Genomic DNA, 20,683 nt, shown 5'->3' on the forward strand with positions numbered 1-20,683 from the left:
CATGTGTGCTGTCAGGGCGTGTGTGCTGTCAGGGCGTGTGTGCTGTCAGGCGCCGCGGAGTTCGCCGATCACCGGGTGGACGGCCGCCAACAGCGCCGACGCGCCGACCGGAGCGCCACCGCTTGCCTGCCGCGCCGCCAGCGCATGAACGCGTGCGGCGCAGGCGCCCGCGACCACCGGTTCCAGGCCCGCCGCCAGCAACGATCCCGCGATGCCCGTGAGCACATCACCCGCGCCTGCCGTGGCCGCCCACGACGATCCCGCATCGTTGCCGTACACCAGTCCTTCGGGGGTGGCGACGAGGGTGATCCGGCCCTTGAGCAGCACCGTCGCGCCCAGTTCGGTGGCCAGCGCACGCACCGCGGCCGGCCGGTCGTCGCCCACCGCCGACCCCGACAGCCGGGCGAACTCGCCGGCGTGGGGGGTCAGCAGTGTCGGGGCTTGCCGATCGCGCACGAGGTCGAGATTCTCCGCCAGCACCGTGAGCCCGTCGGCGTCCACGAGCACCGGCAGGTCGGTGGCCAGGACGGTACGCAGGATCTCCAGCGCTTCGTCACCGGTACCCATCCCGGGCCCGACCGCCCACGCCTGCACTTTTCCGGCATCGGCCAGGTCGTTCACGGCGACGACTTCCGGATAGTGCGAGATCACCTGATCGGCCGCCGAACCCACATACCGGGTCATCCCGGACGTCGCCGACACCGCGGCACCCGAGGCGAGGATCGCCGCCCCCGGATAACGCGCCGATCCGGCGACAATGCCGATAACGCCCTGCGTGTACTTGTCGTCGGCCGGTCCCGGCACCGGCCACAGGGCGGCCACCTCGGCGTCGGTGAGGCGGAACAGTCCGTCCGGAGCGGATTCGGTCGGCGGCAGGCCGATGTCGACCAGGTCGATCCGGCCGCATCGCGGCGCTGCCAGCAGATGCGCATTGCGGTAGGCACCGAAGGTGACGGTGATCGTCGCCCGCACCGAGGGCTCGTTGACCACGCCGGTATCGGCGTCGACACCGGACGGCAGATCGACGGCGACGATCGGTGCGGTGACCTGCGCGAACACGTCGGCGGCCGCGGGCCGCAGCGGACCGGTACCGCCGATACCGAGTACGCCGTCGATCACCAGATCCAGCGATTCGGGCAACGTGTCGACCACGCGGCCACCGGCGCCGAGCAACGCGGCCAGCCCGCCTTCGTGGGCCCTGCCCGGCACGAGGAGTACGGCCGAGCAACGAACTCCGCGGCGGGCCAGGATCGCGCCGGCGTACAGTGCGTCGCCGCCGTTGTTGCCGGCGCCGATCACCAATCCGACGGCTCGGCCGTAGCAGCCGCCGGTGCGCTTGAGCTCACCGATCACGGCCTGCGCAACCCCGGTCGAGGCCCGCCGCATCAGGGTGCCGTTTACCAGCAGGTCGCCGGTGGCGTGTTCGGCGACCCGGACCGCGTCGGCCGTCAGATACTGGACCGGCATCGTCGCCTCCCGGAATCTATTGTGCGCGTGCGCTATTGGGTGCGATCACTACTCGACGGTGACGGACTTGGCGAGGTTGCGTGGCTTGTCCACGTCGTAGCCACGGGCCTGGGCGACGGTCGCGGCGAACACCTGCAACGGCACCGTCGACACCAGCGGCTGCAACAGCGTCGGCACCGCCGGGATCGCGATGAAGTGGTCGGCGACGGCGCGTGCGGCGGTGTCGTTCTCCTCCGAGATGACGATCGTGGTGGCTCCGCGGGCCTGGATCTCGCGGATGTTGCTGACCATCTTCGAATGCAGCACGGCGCGTCCCGAGTGTTGCGGCATCACGATGATCACCGGTAGGTCCTGCTCGATGAGTGCGATCGGGCCGTGCTTGAGCTCACCGGCCGCGAAGCCCTCGGCGTGCATGTAGGCGAGTTCTTTGAGCTTGAGCGCACCTTCGAGCGCCACCGGATAGCCGACGTGCCTGCCGATGAACAGCACGGTGGTGTGGTGGGCGAGCGATCGGGCCAGCTCACGCACCGGATCCATGGTGGCCAGCACCTCGGTCACCGACGCGGGCATCGCCTCGAGTTCGCGGAACTCGCGGGCCACCTCGTCTGAGTACTTGGTACCGCGGGCCTGGGCGAGCGCCAGACCCACCAGGTAGGCGGCGGCGATCTGCGCGAGGAAACACTTCGTCGACGCCACGCCGATCTCGGGTCCGGCGTGCGTGTACAGCACGGCGTCGGACTCGCGTGGAATCTGTGCACCGTTGGTGTTGCAGATCGCCAGCACGCGCGCCTTCTGGTCCTTGGCGTGCCGGACCGCTTCGAGGGTGTCGGCGGTTTCACCGGACTGAGAGATCGCCACCACCAGCGTCGAGCGGTCCAGAACCGGGTCGCGGTAACGGAATTCGCTGGCCAGCTCCACCTCGACGGGCAGCCGCGTCCAGTGCTCGATCGCGTACTTGGCGAGCATTCCCGCGTTGTAGGCGGTGCCGCAGGCCACCACGAACACCTTGTCGACGTCGCGCAGTTCGTCGTCGGTGAGACGCTGCTCGTCGAGAATGATGCGCCCGTTCTCGAAGTGTCCGAGCAGGGTGTCGGCGATCGCGGCGGGCTGCTCGGCGATCTCCTTGAGCATGAAGAAGTCGTAGCCGCCCTTTTCGGCGGCATTCAGGTCCCAGTCGATGTGGAACGGTTTGCCCTCACGCGGCTCGCCGTTGAAATCGGTGATCGTATACGTGTCGGCAGTGATCACCACCACCTCGTCGTGACCGAGTTCGACCGCATCGCGGGTGTGCTCGATGAATGCGGTGACGTCGGAACCGACGAACATCTCACCGTCACCGACGCCCACCACGAGCGGCGTGGACCGGCGTGCGGCGACGATCGTGCCGGGATGGTCGGAGTGGGTGAAGACCAGGGTGAACGCGCCTTCGAGGCGGCGCAGGGTGGCGTACGCGCTGGCGACGAAGTCTCCGGCGGACTCCCCCGAGGCGTATTCGCGCTCGATCAGGTGCACCGCGGTCTCGGTGTCGGTGTCGGAGGAGAATTCGATCCCCGAGTTCTCCAGTTCGTCCCGCAGCGGCGCGTAGTTCTCGATGATGCCGTTGTGGACGACGGCGATCTTCTTGTCGGTGCTGACGTGCGGGTGCGCGTTGCGGTCGGTGGGCTGGCCGTGGGTGGCCCAGCGGGTATGCCCCATGCCGGTGGTTCCGGTCAGCGCATCACGGCCGACGGCCGCGATCTGCTTGTCCAGATTCTCCAGGCGGCCGGCCTTCTTCTCGATCGTGGTGTGCCCATGGCCGTCGACGATCGCGACGCCCGCCGAGTCGTAGCCCCGGTACTCCATGCGGCGCAAAGCCTCGACCACGATATCCAGCGCGTCGCGCTGCCCCACATATCCGACGATTCCACACATAGCTCATCAGACTACCTGCGCAGCCGCCCGAAGCCGGGTACGCGCCGCGTGCTCACGCCGGTGTGGCGGCGTCCTTTTTCTTCTTCGGCGGCTTGGCACCCAGCAGTTGCGAAATCGGGTCCAGCAGTTCCGGCGTGTCGTCGAGATCGACCGTGCTGAACCCGCCGAGCGCCACCTCCGGATCGGAGAACGCCTGGTACTCGACGTCTCCGGTAAGCGAATGCAGCAGATAGCCGGTCAGCAGCGCTCGCACCTGCGAATGCACCTTGCGGTCAGCGCCGTTGATCCCGACGAGCCGTCCCGGACCGAACTTCTCCACCAGATCCGCCGACGCGCCGCCGGGCAGGGTGCGCAACACCACACCCCCGCCGTACGCCTGCGCCAGCGGCAACGGATTGGCCTGCACCCCGTCGAGTACGGACCCACCGATCACCAGCCCCTGCGCGGTCACGGACTCCGCCGCCGGCAGCAACGCCGAGGTCGTCGGGGCCGGGAACACCGCCGCCACCGACTTGACCGCCCGCGGTGCCTGACCGTGCAACGTCAGCGTCGAGGCCGCCAGCACCGCCGCCGACGCCCCCAACCCGTCACCGGCATACCCGACCTGCTCGGGGTCGACCTTCACCGCCCCGAACCCCAGCGGCACATACGAGACCACATCCAGCGCCGACCGTAACGACGCCGCCAGCGCCGTATCCGAGGCCAGCACCCCCCGCTCGGCATCCGGGGCGGCCACGACGATCCCCCACGACGCCAGGTGGTACAGCAGATCCCGATACCGACCGCTGTCGGCGAGCCACGAATGCCCGAACGCGATCGCCGGCCACTTGTCGCTCTGCCGCTTGCGCGCCGGCAGCCACGTCTGCGACGACGGCGCGAACACCTGCCCCGGCATACCGATGATGCCCAGGTCCCCACGCAACACCCGATACGGTCCCCGGATCGCCAGCCGCCCCATCAGTTCCTTGGGCGACTCCGACGGCGTCTTCGCTTTACCAAACACAGCTGCCAGCCTAGCCTCAGTAGCCGCCGTTCAGGCGCCGACTACGCGGTGGGTCTGCGCCAAATCTCGGCCCCGATCCACCACACAAAGCCCCCCGTCGACGCAGACCGTGCGTATTCGCGGATCAGGCGCGCACGGACGGGTAAGTCCCCTGGAGTGGTGGGATGGGTTCAGACGGCGATGAGGCGGACGGCCGGATCAACCGAGCGCAGATCATCGGGATCTGAGGTGACCACGGTGTGCCCGCGTTCGCGAGCATGCAGCGCGACATGGACATCGACGACATCCGCATGCCCGCTGCGACCGCACAGCAATCCAACTGCGCGAGCGGTGGTGTCGTCCAGCGGCACGACCTCTACCACCGGATCGGCAAGCAGGTGCGCTACGCGTGCCTGCCGTGGTCCGCCGCGCCATGCCTGTGCCACGACGCCCGCGGGGACTGCGAGCGGGAGTCCGTTCTCCACCGCCCTACCGAGCAGTGCGCGGACTCGGCTATCTCCTCTCTCGAGTGCCAGTAGCGCGCCCGTATCCAGGGTCAGTCCTGTGACCTTGGTGCGTTGCGTCACTCGAGGCCCAGCATCTTGTCCGCCCACGCCAGATCGTTCGCGCTCACCGGACCCAGTTCACTGTCCAGGTCATCGAGCAACCGCGCGAGACCGTTCTGACGCTCAGCGCGTGCCACGGCCGCGCTGATGAAACCCGACACCGAAGCGGCCCGGCCTTCGTCAACGGCACGCCGAATCGCATCGACTTGTTCGTCGGGCAAACTCACCGCGATCTTTCTGGTCATACCGCGAGCATACCGCGGTGTCGTGTCCGTCATTGCGTCTCAACTACAGACGGCGGGTGTGGGGGCTGGCAGAAGCGACGTCGGCGGGGAGGAGGACTTGGGGACTGCCGTAGTCGGCGAGGTCGGCTTCGCGTTGCAGACGGTCCCGGATAACCGATTCCGCCGCCGTCCACGACGGACGGGCCTGCTCGGTGAGTCTTGTTCGGCGGTCCGTGTAGTCGCGTAGGGCCGCTGTGACCGCCTCTCCTGCGCGGCGACCGATGTCGTCGATGTGATGGGCGACCCTCACTCGTCACCGGCCAGTGCCAGCTGCCCAGAGCGGCTGTCCGATGGTGCGATGGGTGCGCCACCGGCGAGGTCGTCGGTGGCGGTGCCCAGAACGTGGAACATTTCGGCGATGCCGTTGTCAGTGGTGTCGGCGGCGGTGTCGAACAGGGTGACGCGGGCAGAGATGTCGTCTGCAAGCAGCGACGGCGACACGGTTCCGGCGCGGACCGCCTCGGCGGCTCCATCCGCCGGAACACCGCACACCAGTGGTTCACCGGCTCTGTCGACGGCTCGGTACCAGGTGATGAGCAGTTGTTCGATACCCGACGCGGCCGCGACCGTCGCCTCGGCCCAATCGCGCAGCACGATCAGGTCGGCATCCACACGGTCGCCATGCGCGGTGACCATGCTACCCAGCGAATCACCCACCTGGGTCCACGCATTCCGAAGCAATACCGATCTGCCCGGGATCTGGACCGCCAGTGCGGCGAGCGTGTGGTGCGCACCGGCGAGCATGAAAGCGTCTGAGGCAAGGTCGGATACGTTCACTCGGTCGATCTGCCGGTAGCGCTTACGCACCTCGTCTTCATCGGGCACGATTGCGCCGCAATCCCGTCCGACGCGCAGCAGTGTGCAGAACGAATCGAGACTGTCGAGCGAGCGAGTACGCATCGCAGTCAGGGCCGTATTACTCATGGCATCCGCCAGAACAGGGCGATCTGGGCGTCCGCGGTCTCGATCAGTGACAGCCCGCGGTCGAGGTTGTCGGCGACGGTTTCGGCGTCACTTCCGTTGGTGCGCAGGTTCTCCGACATCCTGCGCGCCATCGCCGAGAATCGTTCCCTCAGCAGCCCGCCGTCCGCGCCGTCACCCCAGGAGGCGAACTCGTGCGTCGCCAGATCGGTTGCCACAGCGCCGGATACCGCGGCGAATCCCCGATAGAACGCAATCGTGTCTCGCACGTCACCGATATCGACACGCATCTCCCCGTCGGCCATCGCCGCCCCTCCCCTGGTTGCTAGATGAGTGTAGCCACGAGAGGCGAAACTGGGGAGAGTCTGTTCGGATACTGTGAATGAATCCGCCCGCCACCGGTCGAGGTGCGAGCTTGCGAGCCTCGAAACCTCGTGAGCGGACAATGACCTCTCACGGAATTTCGAGGCTCGTCGCTAACGCTCCTCACACCTCAATCAGCAGGTGGAAGGGCCTATCCCGGAGACTCAGAGTCCGACGCCGAAGCCTGCGAGGGCGTCGATCAGGGCGTGGGGACGGTCGGCGGGTGGGGCGTCGTGGACGAGGGCGAACTCGCAGCCGAGGGCTCGGGCACCGCCGTCGGCTTCCTCGCTGTCACCGACCATCAGGGCGTCGGACGGCTGGGCGCCGAGACTGTCTAGGGCGGCGTGGAACATGCGGGGATCGGGTTTGATGACACCGACTTCGAACGACAACGCGTACGCGCCGACCAGATCGGCGGCGCCTTCGCGCGCGAAGACCTGACGGAGATCGAAGCAGATGTTGCTGACGATGCCGACCGGAATACCCTGTCGGGAAAGGCTTTTCAGAACGGGAATAGTGTCGGGGTAGGCAATCCACGAATCCGGTTCCAGCACACGCTCGTACAGCGCTTCGGCGTGACCGGGCACCGTCAAACCGGATGCCCGCAGAATCGACACATACGCCTGGCGGTGCAGCTTCGGGTCGAGATCCCTGTTACGCCAGGCGTTCCGGTCGTCGTCGGTGATATCGACGGTGAGCCCGACCGGCTGGGTGAGGCGGCGGATCAGCTCCGCCTGGTGGTCGAGATGAAGCGGTTCGCCGGCCTCGTCGTGCAGGCCGGCGAACCACTCATCGCGATGTTCGAACCGGAACAGCGTTCCGGAGAAGTCGAACAGCACCACCTTCGGCATGCTCATGCCCCGGCCGCTGCCACGACGTCGGCGATGCGTTGCGCGGTGTCGAGTGCGGCGTCGGCGGTACCCGCCTCCACCATCACGCGCACCAGTTGTTCGGTTCCCGAGGGCCGCAACAGAACCCGGCCATTTCCGGCGAGCTCGGCCTCGGCGGCGTCGACCGCCGCCTGGACCTCGGGTGCGCAGGCCACCGCGTGTTTGTCGGCGACCCGCACGTTGATCAGTTCCTGCGGAAGGACTTTCATGATGGCTGACAAGTCGGCCAGGCGCCGGCCCGTCACCGCGAGCTGTTCCATCATCAACAGGCCCGTTGCGATACCGTCGCCGGTGGTGCACACCTGCGGGATCACGATGTGCCCGGATTGTTCACCACCCAGCGAATATCCGCCCCTGCGTAGCTCTTCGAGCACATACCGGTCGCCGACACCGACGGTGCGGACCTCGACGCCGGCATCCTTCATCGCGATATGCAGACCCAGGTTGCTCATGACGGTCGTCACCAGCACACCGTCTTTCAGACGACCGGCGGTATTCATCGCATTCGCGAGAATCGCCATGATCATGTCGCCGTCCACCACGGCGCCCGTCGAGTCGACGGCCAGGCACCGGTCGGCGTCACCATCATGGGCCAGGCCCAGATCGGCACCGTATTCGAGGACGGCGGCCTGCAGCTTGTCCAAATGCGTTGAGCCGCAACCATCGTTGATGTTGACGCCATCGGGATCGGAATGAATCGCGATGACCTTGGCACCGGCATCGGCGTACACCTGCGGCCCCAGGGTCGATGCCGCGCCATTGGCACAATCGACGACCACCGTCACACCGTGCAACGAATGCCCGATGATCGAGGCCAAATGTTTGCGGTAGCGGTCGGCGGCGTCGGGGGCGTCGTGCACGCGGCCCACCGCGGCGCCGATGGGACGCACGAACTCGGCATCCATCGCCGCTTCGATCCGGTCCTCGACATCGTCGGCGAGCTTGTGACCGCCGGCGGCGAAGAACTTGATCCCGTTGTCGGGCATCGGATTATGCGACGCCGAGATCATCACGCCGAAATCGGCACCGTAGTCGGCGGTAAGGAATGCGACGGCCGGGGTGGGCAGCACACCCACCCGGACGGCGTCGACACCCGTCGCGGCCAGACCCGCGCAGACGGCGGCCTCCAGCATCTCGCCGGAAGCGCGCGGATCCCGTCCGACGACGGCACGCGGACGACGCGATACATCATCGGATTCTTCCTGGAAAACGACCGCGGCGGCCGAGGCCAGGCGCAACGCGAACTCGGGGGTGAGTTCGTCGTTGGCCAGGCCCCGGACGCCGTCGGTTCCGAAAAGGCGAGCCACGCGTCAGCGCTTGGAGTACTGCGACGCCTTGCGGGCCTTCTTCAGGCCGTACTTCTTGCGCTCCACGGCACGCGGGTCGCGGGTCAGGAAGCCGGCCTTCTTCAGCGCCGGACGATCATCGGGAGTGACCTCGATGAGGGCACGGGCGATCGCCAGACGCAGCGCGCCGGCCTGACCCGAGGGGCCACCACCGACGAGGCGGGCGAACACGTCGAACGACTCAGTGCGCTCGACGGTGACCAGCGGAGCCTTGATGATCTGCTGGTGCACCTTGTTGGGGAAGTAATCCTCCAGGGTGCGGCCGTTCAGCTTGAAGTCACCCGAACCCGGCACCAGACGCACGCGGACCACGGCTTCCTTGCGGCGGCCGACGGTCTGGATAGGACGGTCGATAACGATCGGCGCACGCTCGATGACCTCGGTCTCGACGATCTCGGTGTCGTAGTCGTCAGCGGCGACCTCGGCATCGTAGCCGTCCTCGGCCTGTTCGACGACGTCCTCGATGTTCTCCACAGCGTCGTTGGTCTCGTTGCTCACTGGGCCACCTGCTTGATCTCGAAGGGCACGGGGCGCTGGGCCGCGTGGGGATGGTTCGGGCCGGCGTACACCTTCAGCTTGGAGGCGATGGCGTCGCTGAGCTTGTTCTTGGGGAGCATGCCCTTGACGGCTTTCTCCACGACGCGCTCGGGGTGCGAGGCGAGCAGTTCGGCGGTGGTGCGGACCGTCAGGCCACCCGGATGCCCGGAGTGCCGGTAGTTCTTCTTGGTGTCGGCCTTGCCGTTGGTCAGGGCGACCTTGTCGGCGTTGATGATGATGACGAAGTCACCACCGTCGACGTTGGGGGCGTAGGTCGGCTTGTTCTTGCCGCGCAGCAGATTGGCGGTCTGCACGGCCAGCCGGCCGAGCACCACGTCGGTGGCGTCGATGACATGCCACGCGCGCGTGATGTCACCGGCCTTCGGTGCGTAGGTAGGCACAGTTGGTCCTCAACTCTTCTACTTGTGGATGCTGGTCGAGTACGTGAGCAGAGGAACTCCCGGCGACCAGTGGGGACCCGGGCCTCGACTATCAGCAACCCGCGAAAGAGCTACAGATGCCACGCACCAGCGATCAAGGCTACGCGGGCCCACCGGTCAGGGTCAAAACGCGCACCAACGTGAGTATCGGCACTCGCGGCCGGTCAGCAGCTCGCGACCACCCGTTTCGCAGCTGTGGCCGGATCCAGTGCGTGCAGGATCAGCCCGATGACAGTGTCGTCATATGGCACCCGACCGTGAAAGACATCGGCGGCCGGGCAGTGATCCTGCACCACGACATTGGTCACGTTCGGGCCCGGCGGCAACATCGATTCCGAGAGGGCGACGACGCGGTCGTTCCGGGAGCTGATCGTCACGTAATTCACTCCCGGTCGCGTCAATCCGTTCCGGGCGATCTCCCGCATGTAACCCGAGTTCTTGACGCCATCGGCGGCGGCGGGAACCGTCGCGTTCATCAGTGCCCTCCCGCCCGGAACCTTCGCAAGCCACTCGAGCATCCCGTAGAAGCTCATTCCGCGCATCGGCGAGGCGACCGCGACGAACGTGTGGATATCGGTGTGACCGCCGAGTTCATTGATGAGATAGAACGGCACCATCCCGCCTTCGGAGTACCCGACGACATCCACCTTCTCGGCCCCTGTCCGTGCCTTGACCGTGTCGATGAACCGGCCGATCTCGGCGGCCGACCGGCGAAGGTCACCCATCTGATGAAAGGGGCCGTCGATGCGGGTGCCGTAGTCCAGTCCGAAGACGCAGTATCCGGCCGCCGCGAGCTTCGGAGCGGCCTTTGACCAGGTCGCGTACTTGTTGAGGAAGGCACCGTTGAGCAGCACCACCGGGCGTTCCCGGCCGGAATTGCCGCCGCAACCGGTGTTCATTCCCTGCGGGAGTGCGCCGGGATCAGAGATCGAATACGCCACGGCTCCGGGCCAGTTCTCCTGGATCGGCCCATAGCGGGGTGCCGCCGGGGGTTGTGCGGACCCCGGAGCCTGCACCGACAACCCGACGCAGCCGGCCACCAGCAGCGCTGACAATACGAGGTATCCACGGCTCACCATGCCGGAAATCTAACAGGAGTAGTTTCTTTCCGTGGCCGATTCGCGGCCTGGGATCAACGCGGGCTGATCCGCACCGACGACACCGCCTGCGCACATTCGGCATCGAGCGACTGGCCCTGGTCGCCACCCTGGCAGCCGATACTCACCTGCAGACTGTCGGAAACCAGCACGTACCAGCGGATCGGACTGCCCGATCCGGGTGCCTCACGGTAGCTGATCGCATCCCGGCCGGCGTAGCTCGTCGACGCCGAGAACTCGGTGACCACCGCGTCGCCGCGCTGCCGGATCCGGTTGCGCAGGCTCAGCGCCACCGACTGCTGAGTGGCACCGGCGCGCACCGGACTCAGCACGACCAGCAGCCGCCGCCCGTCGGTCCGGTCGGCGAACACGGTACGACGCGGCCCCGACCGGGTGGCCCCGTCGGGCGGACCGGTCCGCTGCCACTGCCCGGGCACCATCAGCAATACGCGGTCCACCGTCACCGTCTCGACCGAAGGGCCCGCGACCGCGCCACCACGCACCGCGGCCAACGCCCCGGCCAGCGCCACTATCACCATGATCAGGAGTCCCGCCATGACCGGCCATCTCCGATACCACCGGCGTCCCCTGGGTTCCGGACCGTCCGTGGGTGTCCACGCCGGCAGTTGCGGCCGGTCCGGCGCTCCGCGCAGCCCGTAGTCGCGAACCAGGCCGCGATCGGCGACGATCACCCTGCCCACGACCACCGCCGACGTGATCACCTCGACGGCATGCGCGACCGTCTCCGGGTCGTCGCCATCGATGATCACCGCCTCGACGGAATCGTCGATCAGCTCGCAGATGTCGTTCTCGGGCCGGTCCGGTTCGACGATACCGTGCTCGTCGACCTCCCAGCCGTACTCCGTACGGATCACGATCGCCACATCCCAGAACGACGACCGTTCTGGTGTTTCCGGATGCGCCGGGAGATGGGTGGTCTCCACGACCGCGCACCGGCGCAACGCCACGTCGGCATGGGCGGCGGCGACGAGGGCGGAGCGCGCGACCACCCGTACGGGGCACCGCATCGCCGCGGCGGCTTCCTCGATGGCCTTGCGGCGGACATCGCCCCATGCGCTGGGTACCCCGAGCACCAGCGGTATGGGCCCACCGTGACATGCCGCACGGTACTCGGTCAGGTCCCGCAGGAACGCCGACCACATCGCCGAAACAGGCTGCGGCGCACCGTCGACGACGACGGTCGGGGCGTCGGCCGCCGCCAGCAGCCAGCCGATTGTTATGTCACGACCGTCGATGACGGTCCGGCCGTACGCGAGGTCGGCCACGGGATCCGCTGCGAACGGCGTATCAGCGCTGGTCACGACACGTCCCCCGATTCCGGTTCCCCGGGTTCGGACTGCGGTGTTTCCCGTTCGGGCACTTCGGATTCCGAAAACGCGGATATGGACGGTTCAGGTGGACATATCGCCACCTGAACCATCTCGGTGGGACGGTTGCGCGAGACAAGTTCACCGCGACCGGGTACGAGAGTTCGCATCCGGGAGCGGCCGACGATGAACCCTTCCTCCCGGTCGCCGCTCATCAGCAGCACGTCGCACGACAGTTCCCGCAGCCGGGTGATCAACGGGTCGTACAACGCACGCCCCACACCGCCGGATCGTCGCGTCAACACGATCCGCAGACCCACATCGCGGGCATTGGCGGCGACGTCGAGCATCGCCAGCAGCGGGTTGGCGCTGGCCGTGGCGACCATGTCGTAGTCGTCGACGATGACATACACGTCCGGACCCGACCACCAGCTGCGATCACGCAGCTGCTGCGGGGTCACATCCTCAGGCGGCATCCGTGCGGTGAGGTAGGTGGCCAGTTGCGCCATCATCGTCGTCGCGGTCTGCGCGGACGATGCCGAACCGGCCAAGTACTCGTCGTCGACGACACCGAGCAGCGTGCGCCGGTAGTCGATGAGCACGATCTTCACCTGCTCAGGTGTCGCGCCCGCGGTCAGCCCGTCGACGATCGTGCGCAGCAGCGTAGTCTTGCCGTGTTCGATGTCGGCGAATGCCATCAGGTGCGGTTGCACACCGAAATCATGGACGACAGGGGCCAATTCGGATTCACCGATTCCGATCGCCACCTGTCCCGGTCCGAGGGCGATCTGCGCGGCGATCACCACCTCGGCGACCTCCGCCGAGGTGATCGACGTTCCCAGCCTGCGCACCGGCGCAGCACCGCGATCGGGGAAGCGGGCACCGACCTGCTCGACGGACGACGCGACAGCCAGTGCCAGATCCTCTGTTGCCGAAGACATGTCGAGTCTGGGCAGGGCGATCAGCATGTGCAGTTCGCCGGGTGCGACGCCGCGACCGGGCCGGTCCTGCGGAACCAGTGCCGCAGCCCGGCGGCCCAGTTCGGAGTCGATCGGGTCACCGAGGCGAAGTTCGATACGGGTGCCGAGCAGATCCTTGATCGCGGGCCGGACCTCGGCCCAGCGGGTGGCGGTGACGATCACGTGAACTCCGTACGACAATCCCTGGGACACAATCGAAGTGAAGGTCTCCTCCATGGATTCCAGGTCGGCCCGCAGGGCGGCGATCCCGTCGAGGATCAGGAACACGTCGCCGTGCCTGTCGTCGGCGAGATCTTCGTCCGGCAACGTCCGACCCGTCCGTAGCCACTCGGCGCGACGGGACCGGTAGTCGCGCATGGACTCGATCCCGTGCCTGGCAAAACGCGCCTCACGTGCGCGGACCACCCCGGCGACCTCGGCGATGGTGCGGCGCACGCCATCCATATCGCCGCGTCCGCACACGGACCCGACGTGCGGCAGCCCGGCAAGACCGGCGAGGCTGCCGCCGCCGAAGTCCAGACAGTAGAACTGCACCTGCTCCGGCGTGTGCGTGGCCGCGGCGGACAGCACGATGGTGCGCACCGCGGTCGACTTGCCGGACTGTGGTCCGCCCGCGATCGCCACGTTGCCCGAGGCTCCCGCCAGGTCGATGACCAGCGGATCACGCCGCTGGTCGGCGGGTCTGTCGACGATGCCGATCGGCAGCCGCAGCGTCCCCGTAGGCGTACCGCCCACGAGTTGGGCGACCGTGGGTGATTCATCCAGCGGCGGCAGCCAGACCTCGTGGGCGGGTGTTCCGTGCCCTTCGATGCGGCGCAGCAACGTCTCGAGCAGCGATGCGGCTGCGGGACTCGACACCGCAGGTGGCGGCTCGATGGGTTGCGGAACAGTGTCCAGCGGGTCCGGTATCGGTTCCTCGTCCAGCAACGCCTGCGCCATGTCCAGGAGCGACGGTCCCGTCACGCGGCCCATCGCATCGGCTGAGTCCTGTTCTGCTCGTGTCGGTTCCGCCCATACGGGTTCCGAACTGAACGGGACGATCGTCACCGAGTCCGACCCGCCTGAACCGCCCGGGCCTGCCGCACCCGACGTGGGTGGCTCGTAGGTGCCGGACACATAGCAGGCGTTGAACCTGAGGGGTTCGGCCGAATCGCACTTGAGATAGCCCGCACCGGGAACGCTCGGCAGATGGTAGGCGTCGGGCACACCGAGAACCGATCGGGACTCGTTGGCCGAGAACGTCTTCAGACCGATCCGGTACGACAGGTGACTATCGAGGCCGCGGAGCTTTCCCTCCTCGAGTCGCTGCGAAGCGAGCAGCAGATGGATGTGCAGCGATCGGCCCAGCCGGCCGATGGCTACGAACAACTCGGCGAAATCAGGCTTCTGGGAGAGCAATTCGGAGAACTCGTCGACCACGATGAACAACGCGGGCAGCGGCGCGAGGTCGGCACCGGCCAGGCGGGCTCGTTCGTAGTCTCCGACATTCGCGAAATTTCCAGCCGCACGCAGGATCTCCTGGCGGCGGTTCATCTCCCCCGACAGCGCGTCCTTCATCCGGTCCACCATGGCGAGCTCTTGCTCAAGGTTGGTGATGACCGCGGCCACGTGCCGCGCACGATCCATCCCGAGAAAGGTTGCGCCGCCCTTGAAGTCGACCAGAACCAGATTGAGTTCGGTCGGCGAATGCGTTGCGATGAGTGCCAGGACAAGTGTGCGGAGAAACTCGGACTTTCCCGATCCCGTTGCGCCGACGCATAATCCGTGCGGACCCATGCCGCCGTGGGCGCTTTCCTTGATGTCCAGTTCCACCCGGGCGCCCGACGGCGTCCAGCCGACGGGAACACGCAGCCGGTCCCGGCCCGACCTGCGGCGCCACGCCGAGTCCGGGTCGAACGCCGTCGCATCGCGGATATCCAGAAGCGCCGTCAGACCAGGATCTGTTGCCACAGAATCTGATTCGAGAGACACCAGCGATGCGGCGGTGGTCAGCCGGTAGCGGGCCAGCCGGCGCGCGACCGCCTGCGCCTGGGGGATCGACAGCGCATCCATCTCGGCGAACTCCTCGATCCCGGCGTTGCTGCGTGCCGAGAGCCGGCCGCCGGACACCCTCAGATGGAGCCCGCGGCGCACCGCAAGTTCCGTTGGCGTACGCGAGATGTCGATGATGCTCACACCGTCGACACCGGAGTCGTCGGCGATGCGTTCGTCGCCGGTGACGCGGCCGTCGTCGATCACCACCACCAGATGCACCTGACCGGCAACCGGCGGTGCCGACCGGGAGAACCGCGACCGGTCGCGCAGTTCACCGGCCAGGGACTCCTCCAGCGCGGACAGGTCCGAGTAGACCATGCGGCCCGGCCCCAGCACATCGACCCGCGACGGATGTCCTACGTGCGGAAGCCATTTGACCCAGTCCCAGTCCGGCCCGGCAGGATCGGCGGTGACCACCGCGATCCGCAACTGATCCGGCGCATGCGCTACCGCGAGACTGATCAGCATGGCGCGCACCAGACTTCGGGATTCCTCCGGTGATCCACCGATGGCGACGGCCGGAAAGCCGCGCAGCGACACCGCGGTGGGCATGCCGTGCACCACCGAATGGGTGCGGACGAACCGGCGCAATGCCACCATCGACACCGGTTCCAGATCCTCGATGGGTCCCACTTCGGGAGGCATCAGCCGCAGCGCGAGGCGGTGCGCGCCGACACCGACCCGGACATGAGCGAAATCGGCGTCCCCCGAACGTCGTTCCCACATCCGGCGGGTGCCCATGATGTCATGCGCCGCAGCGGGATCCGGGTGGCTCCAGGCCAACGCCCGACGCTGCTCCTGCGCGCTGTCGCGGACCTGACGACGCAGCTGGCCCAGATAGCGAAAATAGTCCTTGCGTTCCTCGTTGAGCTCGGCCGCGCGTTTGCCGCCGTTTCCCGACCGTCCCGCGGCGAACATCCCCACCATCGACATGAGCATCATCATCGGGAACATCAGGAACAGCGGGTTGCTCATCATCTGCCGCCCACCCGTGACGAACATCAGGCCGACCATCCCGACGACCGCAACCACCATCACCACCGGCAACAACCGGGTGAGCAGGTTGCCGGGCACCGCGCGCGGCACTTCCGGCGGCGCCGACAGCGCAAGTTCGCCGCCGGGCATTCGTGGCGCCGGCAACCGGTTACGCCGGACAAAGCCCTCCGTGGTGACAACCATCTGACAGATCCCCCGTTTCCCCCTGCGCCCGCGTGCTGTGCATTCCGGGCTGGCCTACCGGCCTTCGATTGTGCACAATAGGCGCCAATCGGCCATCGTAGCCGTAGCTTCTGGGGGGGAAGGAACTTCGTTGTCCCAAGGTATCCAGCGATCTGCCGGCAGCACCGCGCCGTCCGCAGACCAGGGGTTCATCGGCGAGCCCGACCTGGTGCGCGTCTCGGTGCTGGGTGGTAACACCCAGTTCGACGTAGGCCTGCCCGCAGGTGTGTCCATCGCAGACCTGATTCCGGAACTGTTGGCACACATAAGATCTCGTGTTGACAATTTGCCCCGCGGGGCTACTGCGCGGCGTGCCGACGACGATGAGGCTCCATCGGCGAAGCCACACCTGTGGACGTTGTCGATGATCGGTGGCGAACGTCTTCCGACGCACCTGACGTTGTCCGACGCCGGTGTTCGCGATGGTGAACTTCTGGTACTACAGTCCACAAAATCCGGTTCGGTACCGCCCCTGTTCGATGACGTGATCGACGCCATTGCCCGGCTCGGTGACGAACAATCGGCACACTGGTCGGCGACGGCGGCCCGGTACACCGGATACCTCGCAGCCATCGCCGCGTCGGCGCTCACCGCGCTCGCACTTCTCGTGGCCGACAGTCCCGGAATCGTGTGGCCACTGATCGTGTCGTCCGCCACCTGTGCGGCACTGGTCCTCGCCGGCGCCGTGGTGTACCGGATCCACCACGACGCGGCCACCTCGGTGGCGCTACTGTGCGCCGCGCTGCCGCAGGCGATGGCCACCGGAATGCTGTTCGTGCCCGGCGACATCGGCCGGGCCGATATCTGCCTGGGCAGTGTCGTGGCACTACTGGTAACCGTGGTGTCCTATCGCGTCACAGGCGCAGGCGCACTGTGCCATTCGGCAGCCACTACCGCATGCGTTCTCGGCGCGATCGCCGCCGGCGCCGCCCTGGTGGCCGGATCCTCCCCCGCCGCGACGGGTGCGGCGACCGCCGCCTGCGCGTTGTCGGCGATCGCCCTGGCTCCCCGGTTGACCATCATGCTGGCAAAACTCCCGCTTCCGCCGGTCCCCACAGCCGGCGACGCCGGCGACCTCGTCGACCACGAACCGTCGCCGACGATCGAGGGTATCGGCGCGGTAGGCGCGATGACGCTGCCCGACGCGGGAACTCTCGAACGGCGGGCCGCACTCGCCGGCGACTACCTGACCGGCATTCTCGCCGGCGCCGCGCTGATCGTCGTCGTCGCGACGCTGGTATCGGTGTCGTGGCACTCGCCGGCATCCGCGGGCCCGATTCCCGTCACCGTCGTGCTGGCCGGAGTCATCTGCGCGGTGCTGTGTCTGCGCGGCCGGTCGCACGGAGGTCGGGCACCGGCCGCGATCCTGATCGGTGCCGGCGTACTCACCTGGCTCGGAGTGCTCGTCACGGTGCTGTTCACCGCCGACCTCGCGGCAGGCGGTGTCGTGGCGGCCGGCCTGATGACCATCGTCGCGGCGGCCACCATCGGCGTCGTGGCCCCCAGGCATGAGTTCTCGCCGGTGCAGCGGCGTGCGGCCGAGCTCGGTGAATACGTCCTGGTCGCCACGATCGTGCCCCTGCTGCTGTGGATTCTCGACCTCTATCAGGTAGTACGGAATCTGTGACCGGGACCGTCCGCGGCCTCACCCGACTCGTGCTGGTCGCTCTGTTCGCCGTCGCCGCAACACAATTCACCGCGCCGACGGCGGTGGCCATCGAACCGCCGAGCATCGATCGCCGGGCGCTGCCCACCGCCGCACCGGTGACACCCAACGAGCCGACACAGCGCCGCACCCTGTGCGCCCGCCCGATCACCACCCGGCCGACGACGCCGCCGGCGGCCCAGCAACTGCTGAATCTTCCTGCCGCGTGGAAACTTTCCCGGGGATCGGGCCAGAAGGTCGCCGTCATCGACACCGGAGTCACGCCGCACAAGCGACTGGCCAGGGTGATCGGTGGCGGCGACTACGTCTCGTCGGGCGACGGTCTCGACGACTGCGACGCCCACGGCACGCTCGTCGCGGGCATCATCGCCGCCGAACCCGCAACCGACGACGAATTCTCAGGTGTCGCACCGGAAGCCACGATCATCTCCATCCGGCAGTCCAGCGGGGCATACTCCGCAACCGGTACCCGAGCCTCGTCGCACGACGACGATGCCGCCGTCAGCACCGGCTACGGCACCGTCAGCACTCTCGCACGGGCGGTGGTGCGGGCTGTCGACCTCGGTGCGAGCGTCATCAACATTTCCGAGGTGGCGTGTGTGCGCGCCACCGAGAAGTTCGATGACCGTTCGCTCGGAGCAGCGGTCCGGTATGCGTTCCGGCGGGACGTGGTCGTGGTGGCCGCGGCCGGCAACCTGTCGTCGTCGCCCCAATGCCAGACCCAGAACCCCGGACCGGCGGTCCCCGGCTACGGCTGGGACAACCGTGCCGGATGGAAGTCCGTGCTGACCGTCGCCAGCCCGGCCTGGTTCAGCCCGTACGTGCTCACCGTCGGCGCGGTGAACTCCACCGACGGATCGCCCGCGGAATTCAGTGTCCACGGCCCGTGGGTCGGTGTCGCCGCGCCCGGCACCGACATCGTCAGCCTCACCAACGCCGGCCGCGGCCTGGCTGGAGCATATCGCTCAGATGAAGGATCAATTCCCATCCGGGGCACCAGCTTTGCCGCTCCATACGTCGCCGGGACCGCGGCGCTGGTGCGTTCACGCTTCCCGCGACTGACGGCGGCGCAGGTCATCGAACGCATCATCCGCACCGCACACGGGAGCGGATCGGGGCACGACGTAGCCGTAGGCTACGGCGTCGTCGACCCTGTCGCCGCGCTCACCACGGAGTTGCCCGACGAATCCGACGGCGGTGGCTTGTACACGGGCGGTCCGGCCGAACCGCGGTCGGCGCCGATCGCCGCACCACCGGCAGCACCCACTCCGGATCGGTCGCCACGTAACCGTGCGCTTTGGGGCTCGGGCATCGGCGTCACGATCATCGTCGCGACGTTGCTGCTCGCGCTGCCCAACCGGCGTGTGCGCAGACTCCATCCCGACGAGTACTGAGATATCCCCGCAAACACCGAGATCGCACTGGGCGAAAGGACGAAAGTCGCTGTACCGAACCGCGATCTACCGGCCGGACAGCTCATGTGCGAAGATGTCCCACGCGCCAGCTACACCGAAAACGGTTTCGGTGTCGAGATCGCAAGGGAGTATCGTCGTGTGGGATTCATTTTGGGACTTTCTCTGGTCCACGATCCTGGTCTTTGCATTCATCGCATACCTGATCATCCTGTGGCACATCATCGTTGACCTGTTCCGCGACCGCAACACCTCGGGATTGAAGAAGGCCATCTGGATGGTGTTCCTCATCCTTTTCCCCTACCTCACATCAATCATCTATCTGATCGCACGAGGCAAGGGAATGAACGAGCGGCAGATCGCGGCCGTCAAGGAGGCCAAGTCGGCGAGCGACGACTACATTCGCTCCGTCGCGGGATCGAGCCCGACCCAGCAGATCGCATCAGCCAAGGCATTGCTCGACTCGGGAGCGATCTCCCAGGACGAATTCGAGACGCTCAAGGCCAAGGCCCTCGCGTCCTGATTCGATGACATCGTGTGGTCGGTGATGGTCGGCAACAGCCGGCCGCCACCGACCACACGTGTCTTTGAGCGCTACTTTCGGGCTGTCCGGGCGGGGCGCAGTTCCCGCGGGAGGGCGAAGGTGAGGGTTTCCTCAGCAGTATTGACCGTCGAGACATCGTCGTAGCCGTGTTCGGCGAGCAACTCGACAACCCCGCGTACGAGGACCTCGGGTACCGACGCACCGGAGGTGACACCGACCGTGGAGACCCCGTCGAGCCAGGACGCGTCGATCTCACGTGCGTAGTCGACGAGGTAGGCGGCGTCGGCACCGTTCTGCAGCGCCACCTCCACCAGCCGCACCGAGTTGGAGGAGTTCTTGGAACCCACCACGATCACCAGCTCGCACTGCGGGGCCATCGCCTTGACCGCCACCTGACGGTTCTGGGTGGCGTAGCAGATGTCGTCACTCGGCGGATCCGACAGGTGCGGGAAACGCTCACGCAGCCGGTCGACCGTGGCCATGGTCTCGTCCACCGACAGGGTGGTCTGCGAGAGCCAGATCACCTTCGACTCGTCGCGCACGGCCACGTTCTCGACGCTGGCCGGGCCGTCGACGAGCTGGATGTGCTCGGGCGCCTCGCCGGCGGTGCCCTCGACCTCCTCGTGGCCCTCGTGCCCGATCAGCAGGATGTCGTAGTCGTCGCGGGCGAAGCGTTTGGCCTCCTGGTGCACCTTGG

Annotated in this window: 19 protein-coding genes; 3 read left to right on the forward strand and 16 right to left on the reverse strand. The window is 67.2% G+C overall.

The window, feature by feature from the left end; genetic code table 11:
• Nucleotides 1-45: 45 nt before the first annotated feature.
• The 15 genes from Q0627_RS03810 to eccCa all read right to left on the reverse strand — a co-directional run bounded on the left by Q0627_RS03810 (nucleotide 46) and on the right by eccCa (nucleotide 16,325).
• Nucleotides 46-1,467, reverse strand: coding sequence for an NAD(P)H-hydrate dehydratase (locus Q0627_RS03810; protein WP_291018395.1), 1,422 nt, complete (start codon nucleotides 1,465-1,467; stop codon nucleotides 46-48).
• 48 nt (nucleotides 1,468-1,515) lie between these two features.
• Nucleotides 1,516-3,378 (reverse strand): glutamine--fructose-6-phosphate transaminase (isomerizing), encoded by a 1,863-nt coding sequence (gene glmS, locus Q0627_RS03815; RefSeq protein WP_291018397.1) that lies wholly within the window; start codon nucleotides 3,376-3,378, stop codon nucleotides 1,516-1,518.
• Nucleotides 3,379-3,430: 52 nt separating this feature from the next.
• Nucleotides 3,431-4,381, reverse strand: coding sequence for an alpha/beta hydrolase (locus tag Q0627_RS03820; protein ID WP_298807768.1), 951 nt, complete (start codon nucleotides 4,379-4,381; stop codon nucleotides 3,431-3,433).
• Between the two features lie 170 nt (nucleotides 4,382-4,551).
• On the reverse strand, nucleotides 4,552-4,947 hold the full coding sequence (locus tag Q0627_RS03825; protein ID WP_291018403.1) for a type II toxin-antitoxin system VapC family toxin: 396 nt from the start codon (nucleotides 4,945-4,947) through the stop codon (nucleotides 4,552-4,554).
• Entirely contained in the window at nucleotides 4,944-5,171 is a 228-nt protein-coding gene (locus Q0627_RS03830; RefSeq protein WP_291018405.1) for a ribbon-helix-helix domain-containing protein, read from the reverse strand. Before Q0627_RS03830 ends, Q0627_RS03825 begins: the two co-directional genes overlap by 4 nt.
• A gap of 43 nt (nucleotides 5,172-5,214) precedes the next feature.
• Complete coding sequence (locus tag Q0627_RS03835) at nucleotides 5,215-5,460, reverse strand: hypothetical protein (protein WP_291018406.1); 246 nt, start codon at nucleotides 5,458-5,460, stop codon at nucleotides 5,215-5,217.
• Nucleotides 5,457-6,134 (reverse strand): hypothetical protein, encoded by a 678-nt coding sequence (locus Q0627_RS03840; RefSeq protein WP_291018410.1) that lies wholly within the window; start codon nucleotides 6,132-6,134, stop codon nucleotides 5,457-5,459. The genes Q0627_RS03835 and Q0627_RS03840 overlap by 4 nt, the downstream gene beginning before the upstream one ends.
• Entirely contained in the window at nucleotides 6,131-6,436 is a 306-nt protein-coding gene (locus tag Q0627_RS03845; protein WP_298807772.1) for a hypothetical protein, read from the reverse strand. Before Q0627_RS03845 ends, Q0627_RS03840 begins: the two co-directional genes overlap by 4 nt.
• Before the next feature lie 222 nt (nucleotides 6,437-6,658).
• Nucleotides 6,659-7,351: an HAD-IA family hydrolase gene (locus Q0627_RS03850; RefSeq protein WP_291015216.1), complete on the reverse strand. Its 693-nt coding sequence runs from the start codon at nucleotides 7,349-7,351 to the stop codon at nucleotides 6,659-6,661.
• A complete protein-coding gene (glmM, locus tag Q0627_RS03855; protein ID WP_291015218.1) occupies nucleotides 7,348-8,691 on the reverse strand; it encodes a phosphoglucosamine mutase in 1,344 nt (447 codons plus the stop codon). The genes Q0627_RS03850 and glmM overlap by 4 nt, the downstream gene beginning before the upstream one ends.
• Nucleotides 8,692-8,694: 3 nt before the next feature.
• A complete protein-coding gene (gene rpsI, locus Q0627_RS03860; protein WP_291015220.1) occupies nucleotides 8,695-9,228 on the reverse strand; it encodes a 30S ribosomal protein S9 in 534 nt (177 codons plus the stop codon).
• Nucleotides 9,225-9,668: a 50S ribosomal protein L13 gene (gene rplM / locus Q0627_RS03865; protein ID WP_291015223.1), complete on the reverse strand. Its 444-nt coding sequence runs from the start codon at nucleotides 9,666-9,668 to the stop codon at nucleotides 9,225-9,227. Before rplM ends, rpsI begins: the two co-directional genes overlap by 4 nt.
• 203 nt (nucleotides 9,669-9,871) lie before the next feature.
• The gene (locus Q0627_RS03870; protein WP_291015225.1) at nucleotides 9,872-10,786 is read right to left on the reverse strand and encodes an alpha/beta fold hydrolase; all 915 of its coding nucleotides are present in this window, start codon (nucleotides 10,784-10,786) and stop codon (nucleotides 9,872-9,874) included.
• Nucleotides 10,787-10,839: 53 nt separating this feature from the next.
• Complete coding sequence (locus tag Q0627_RS03875) at nucleotides 10,840-12,126, reverse strand: type VII secretion-associated protein (RefSeq protein WP_291015227.1); 1,287 nt, start codon at nucleotides 12,124-12,126, stop codon at nucleotides 10,840-10,842.
• Nucleotides 12,123-16,325 carry a type VII secretion protein EccCa gene (gene eccCa / locus Q0627_RS03880; RefSeq protein ID WP_291015230.1) on the reverse strand — a complete coding sequence of 1,401 codons (4,203 nt, stop codon included), beginning with the start codon at nucleotides 16,323-16,325 and terminating at the stop codon, nucleotides 12,123-12,125. Before eccCa ends, Q0627_RS03875 begins: the two co-directional genes overlap by 4 nt.
• A gap of 130 nt (nucleotides 16,326-16,455) precedes the next feature.
• Here eccCa and eccD point away from each other — a divergent pair, with 130 nt between their 5' ends.
• From eccD to Q0627_RS03895, 3 genes are all read left to right on the forward strand, one after another.
• Nucleotides 16,456-17,991, forward strand: a complete 1,536-nt coding sequence (gene eccD, locus Q0627_RS03885) for a type VII secretion integral membrane protein EccD (RefSeq protein ID WP_291015233.1) — start codon at nucleotides 16,456-16,458, stop codon at nucleotides 17,989-17,991.
• A 29-nt stretch (nucleotides 17,992-18,020) separates the two neighbouring features.
• The gene (mycP, locus tag Q0627_RS03890; protein ID WP_291015245.1) at nucleotides 18,021-19,424 is read left to right on the forward strand and encodes a type VII secretion-associated serine protease mycosin; all 1,404 of its coding nucleotides are present in this window, start codon (nucleotides 18,021-18,023) and stop codon (nucleotides 19,422-19,424) included.
• A 157-nt stretch (nucleotides 19,425-19,581) separates the two neighbouring features.
• Nucleotides 19,582-19,965, forward strand: coding sequence for an SHOCT domain-containing protein (locus tag Q0627_RS03895; RefSeq protein ID WP_291015235.1), 384 nt, complete (start codon nucleotides 19,582-19,584; stop codon nucleotides 19,963-19,965).
• A 71-nt stretch (nucleotides 19,966-20,036) separates the two neighbouring features.
• On the opposite strand, the gene ispH is transcribed toward Q0627_RS03895, so the two are convergent.
• Nucleotides 20,037-20,683, reverse strand: a 647-nt coding sequence (gene ispH / locus Q0627_RS03900; protein WP_298807780.1) for a 4-hydroxy-3-methylbut-2-enyl diphosphate reductase, incomplete at its 5' end; no start/stop codon positions are given.

It is taken from the genome of uncultured Gordonia sp., assembly GCF_937858515.1.
Classification (GTDB): Bacteria; Actinomycetota; Actinomycetes; order Mycobacteriales; family Mycobacteriaceae; genus Gordonia.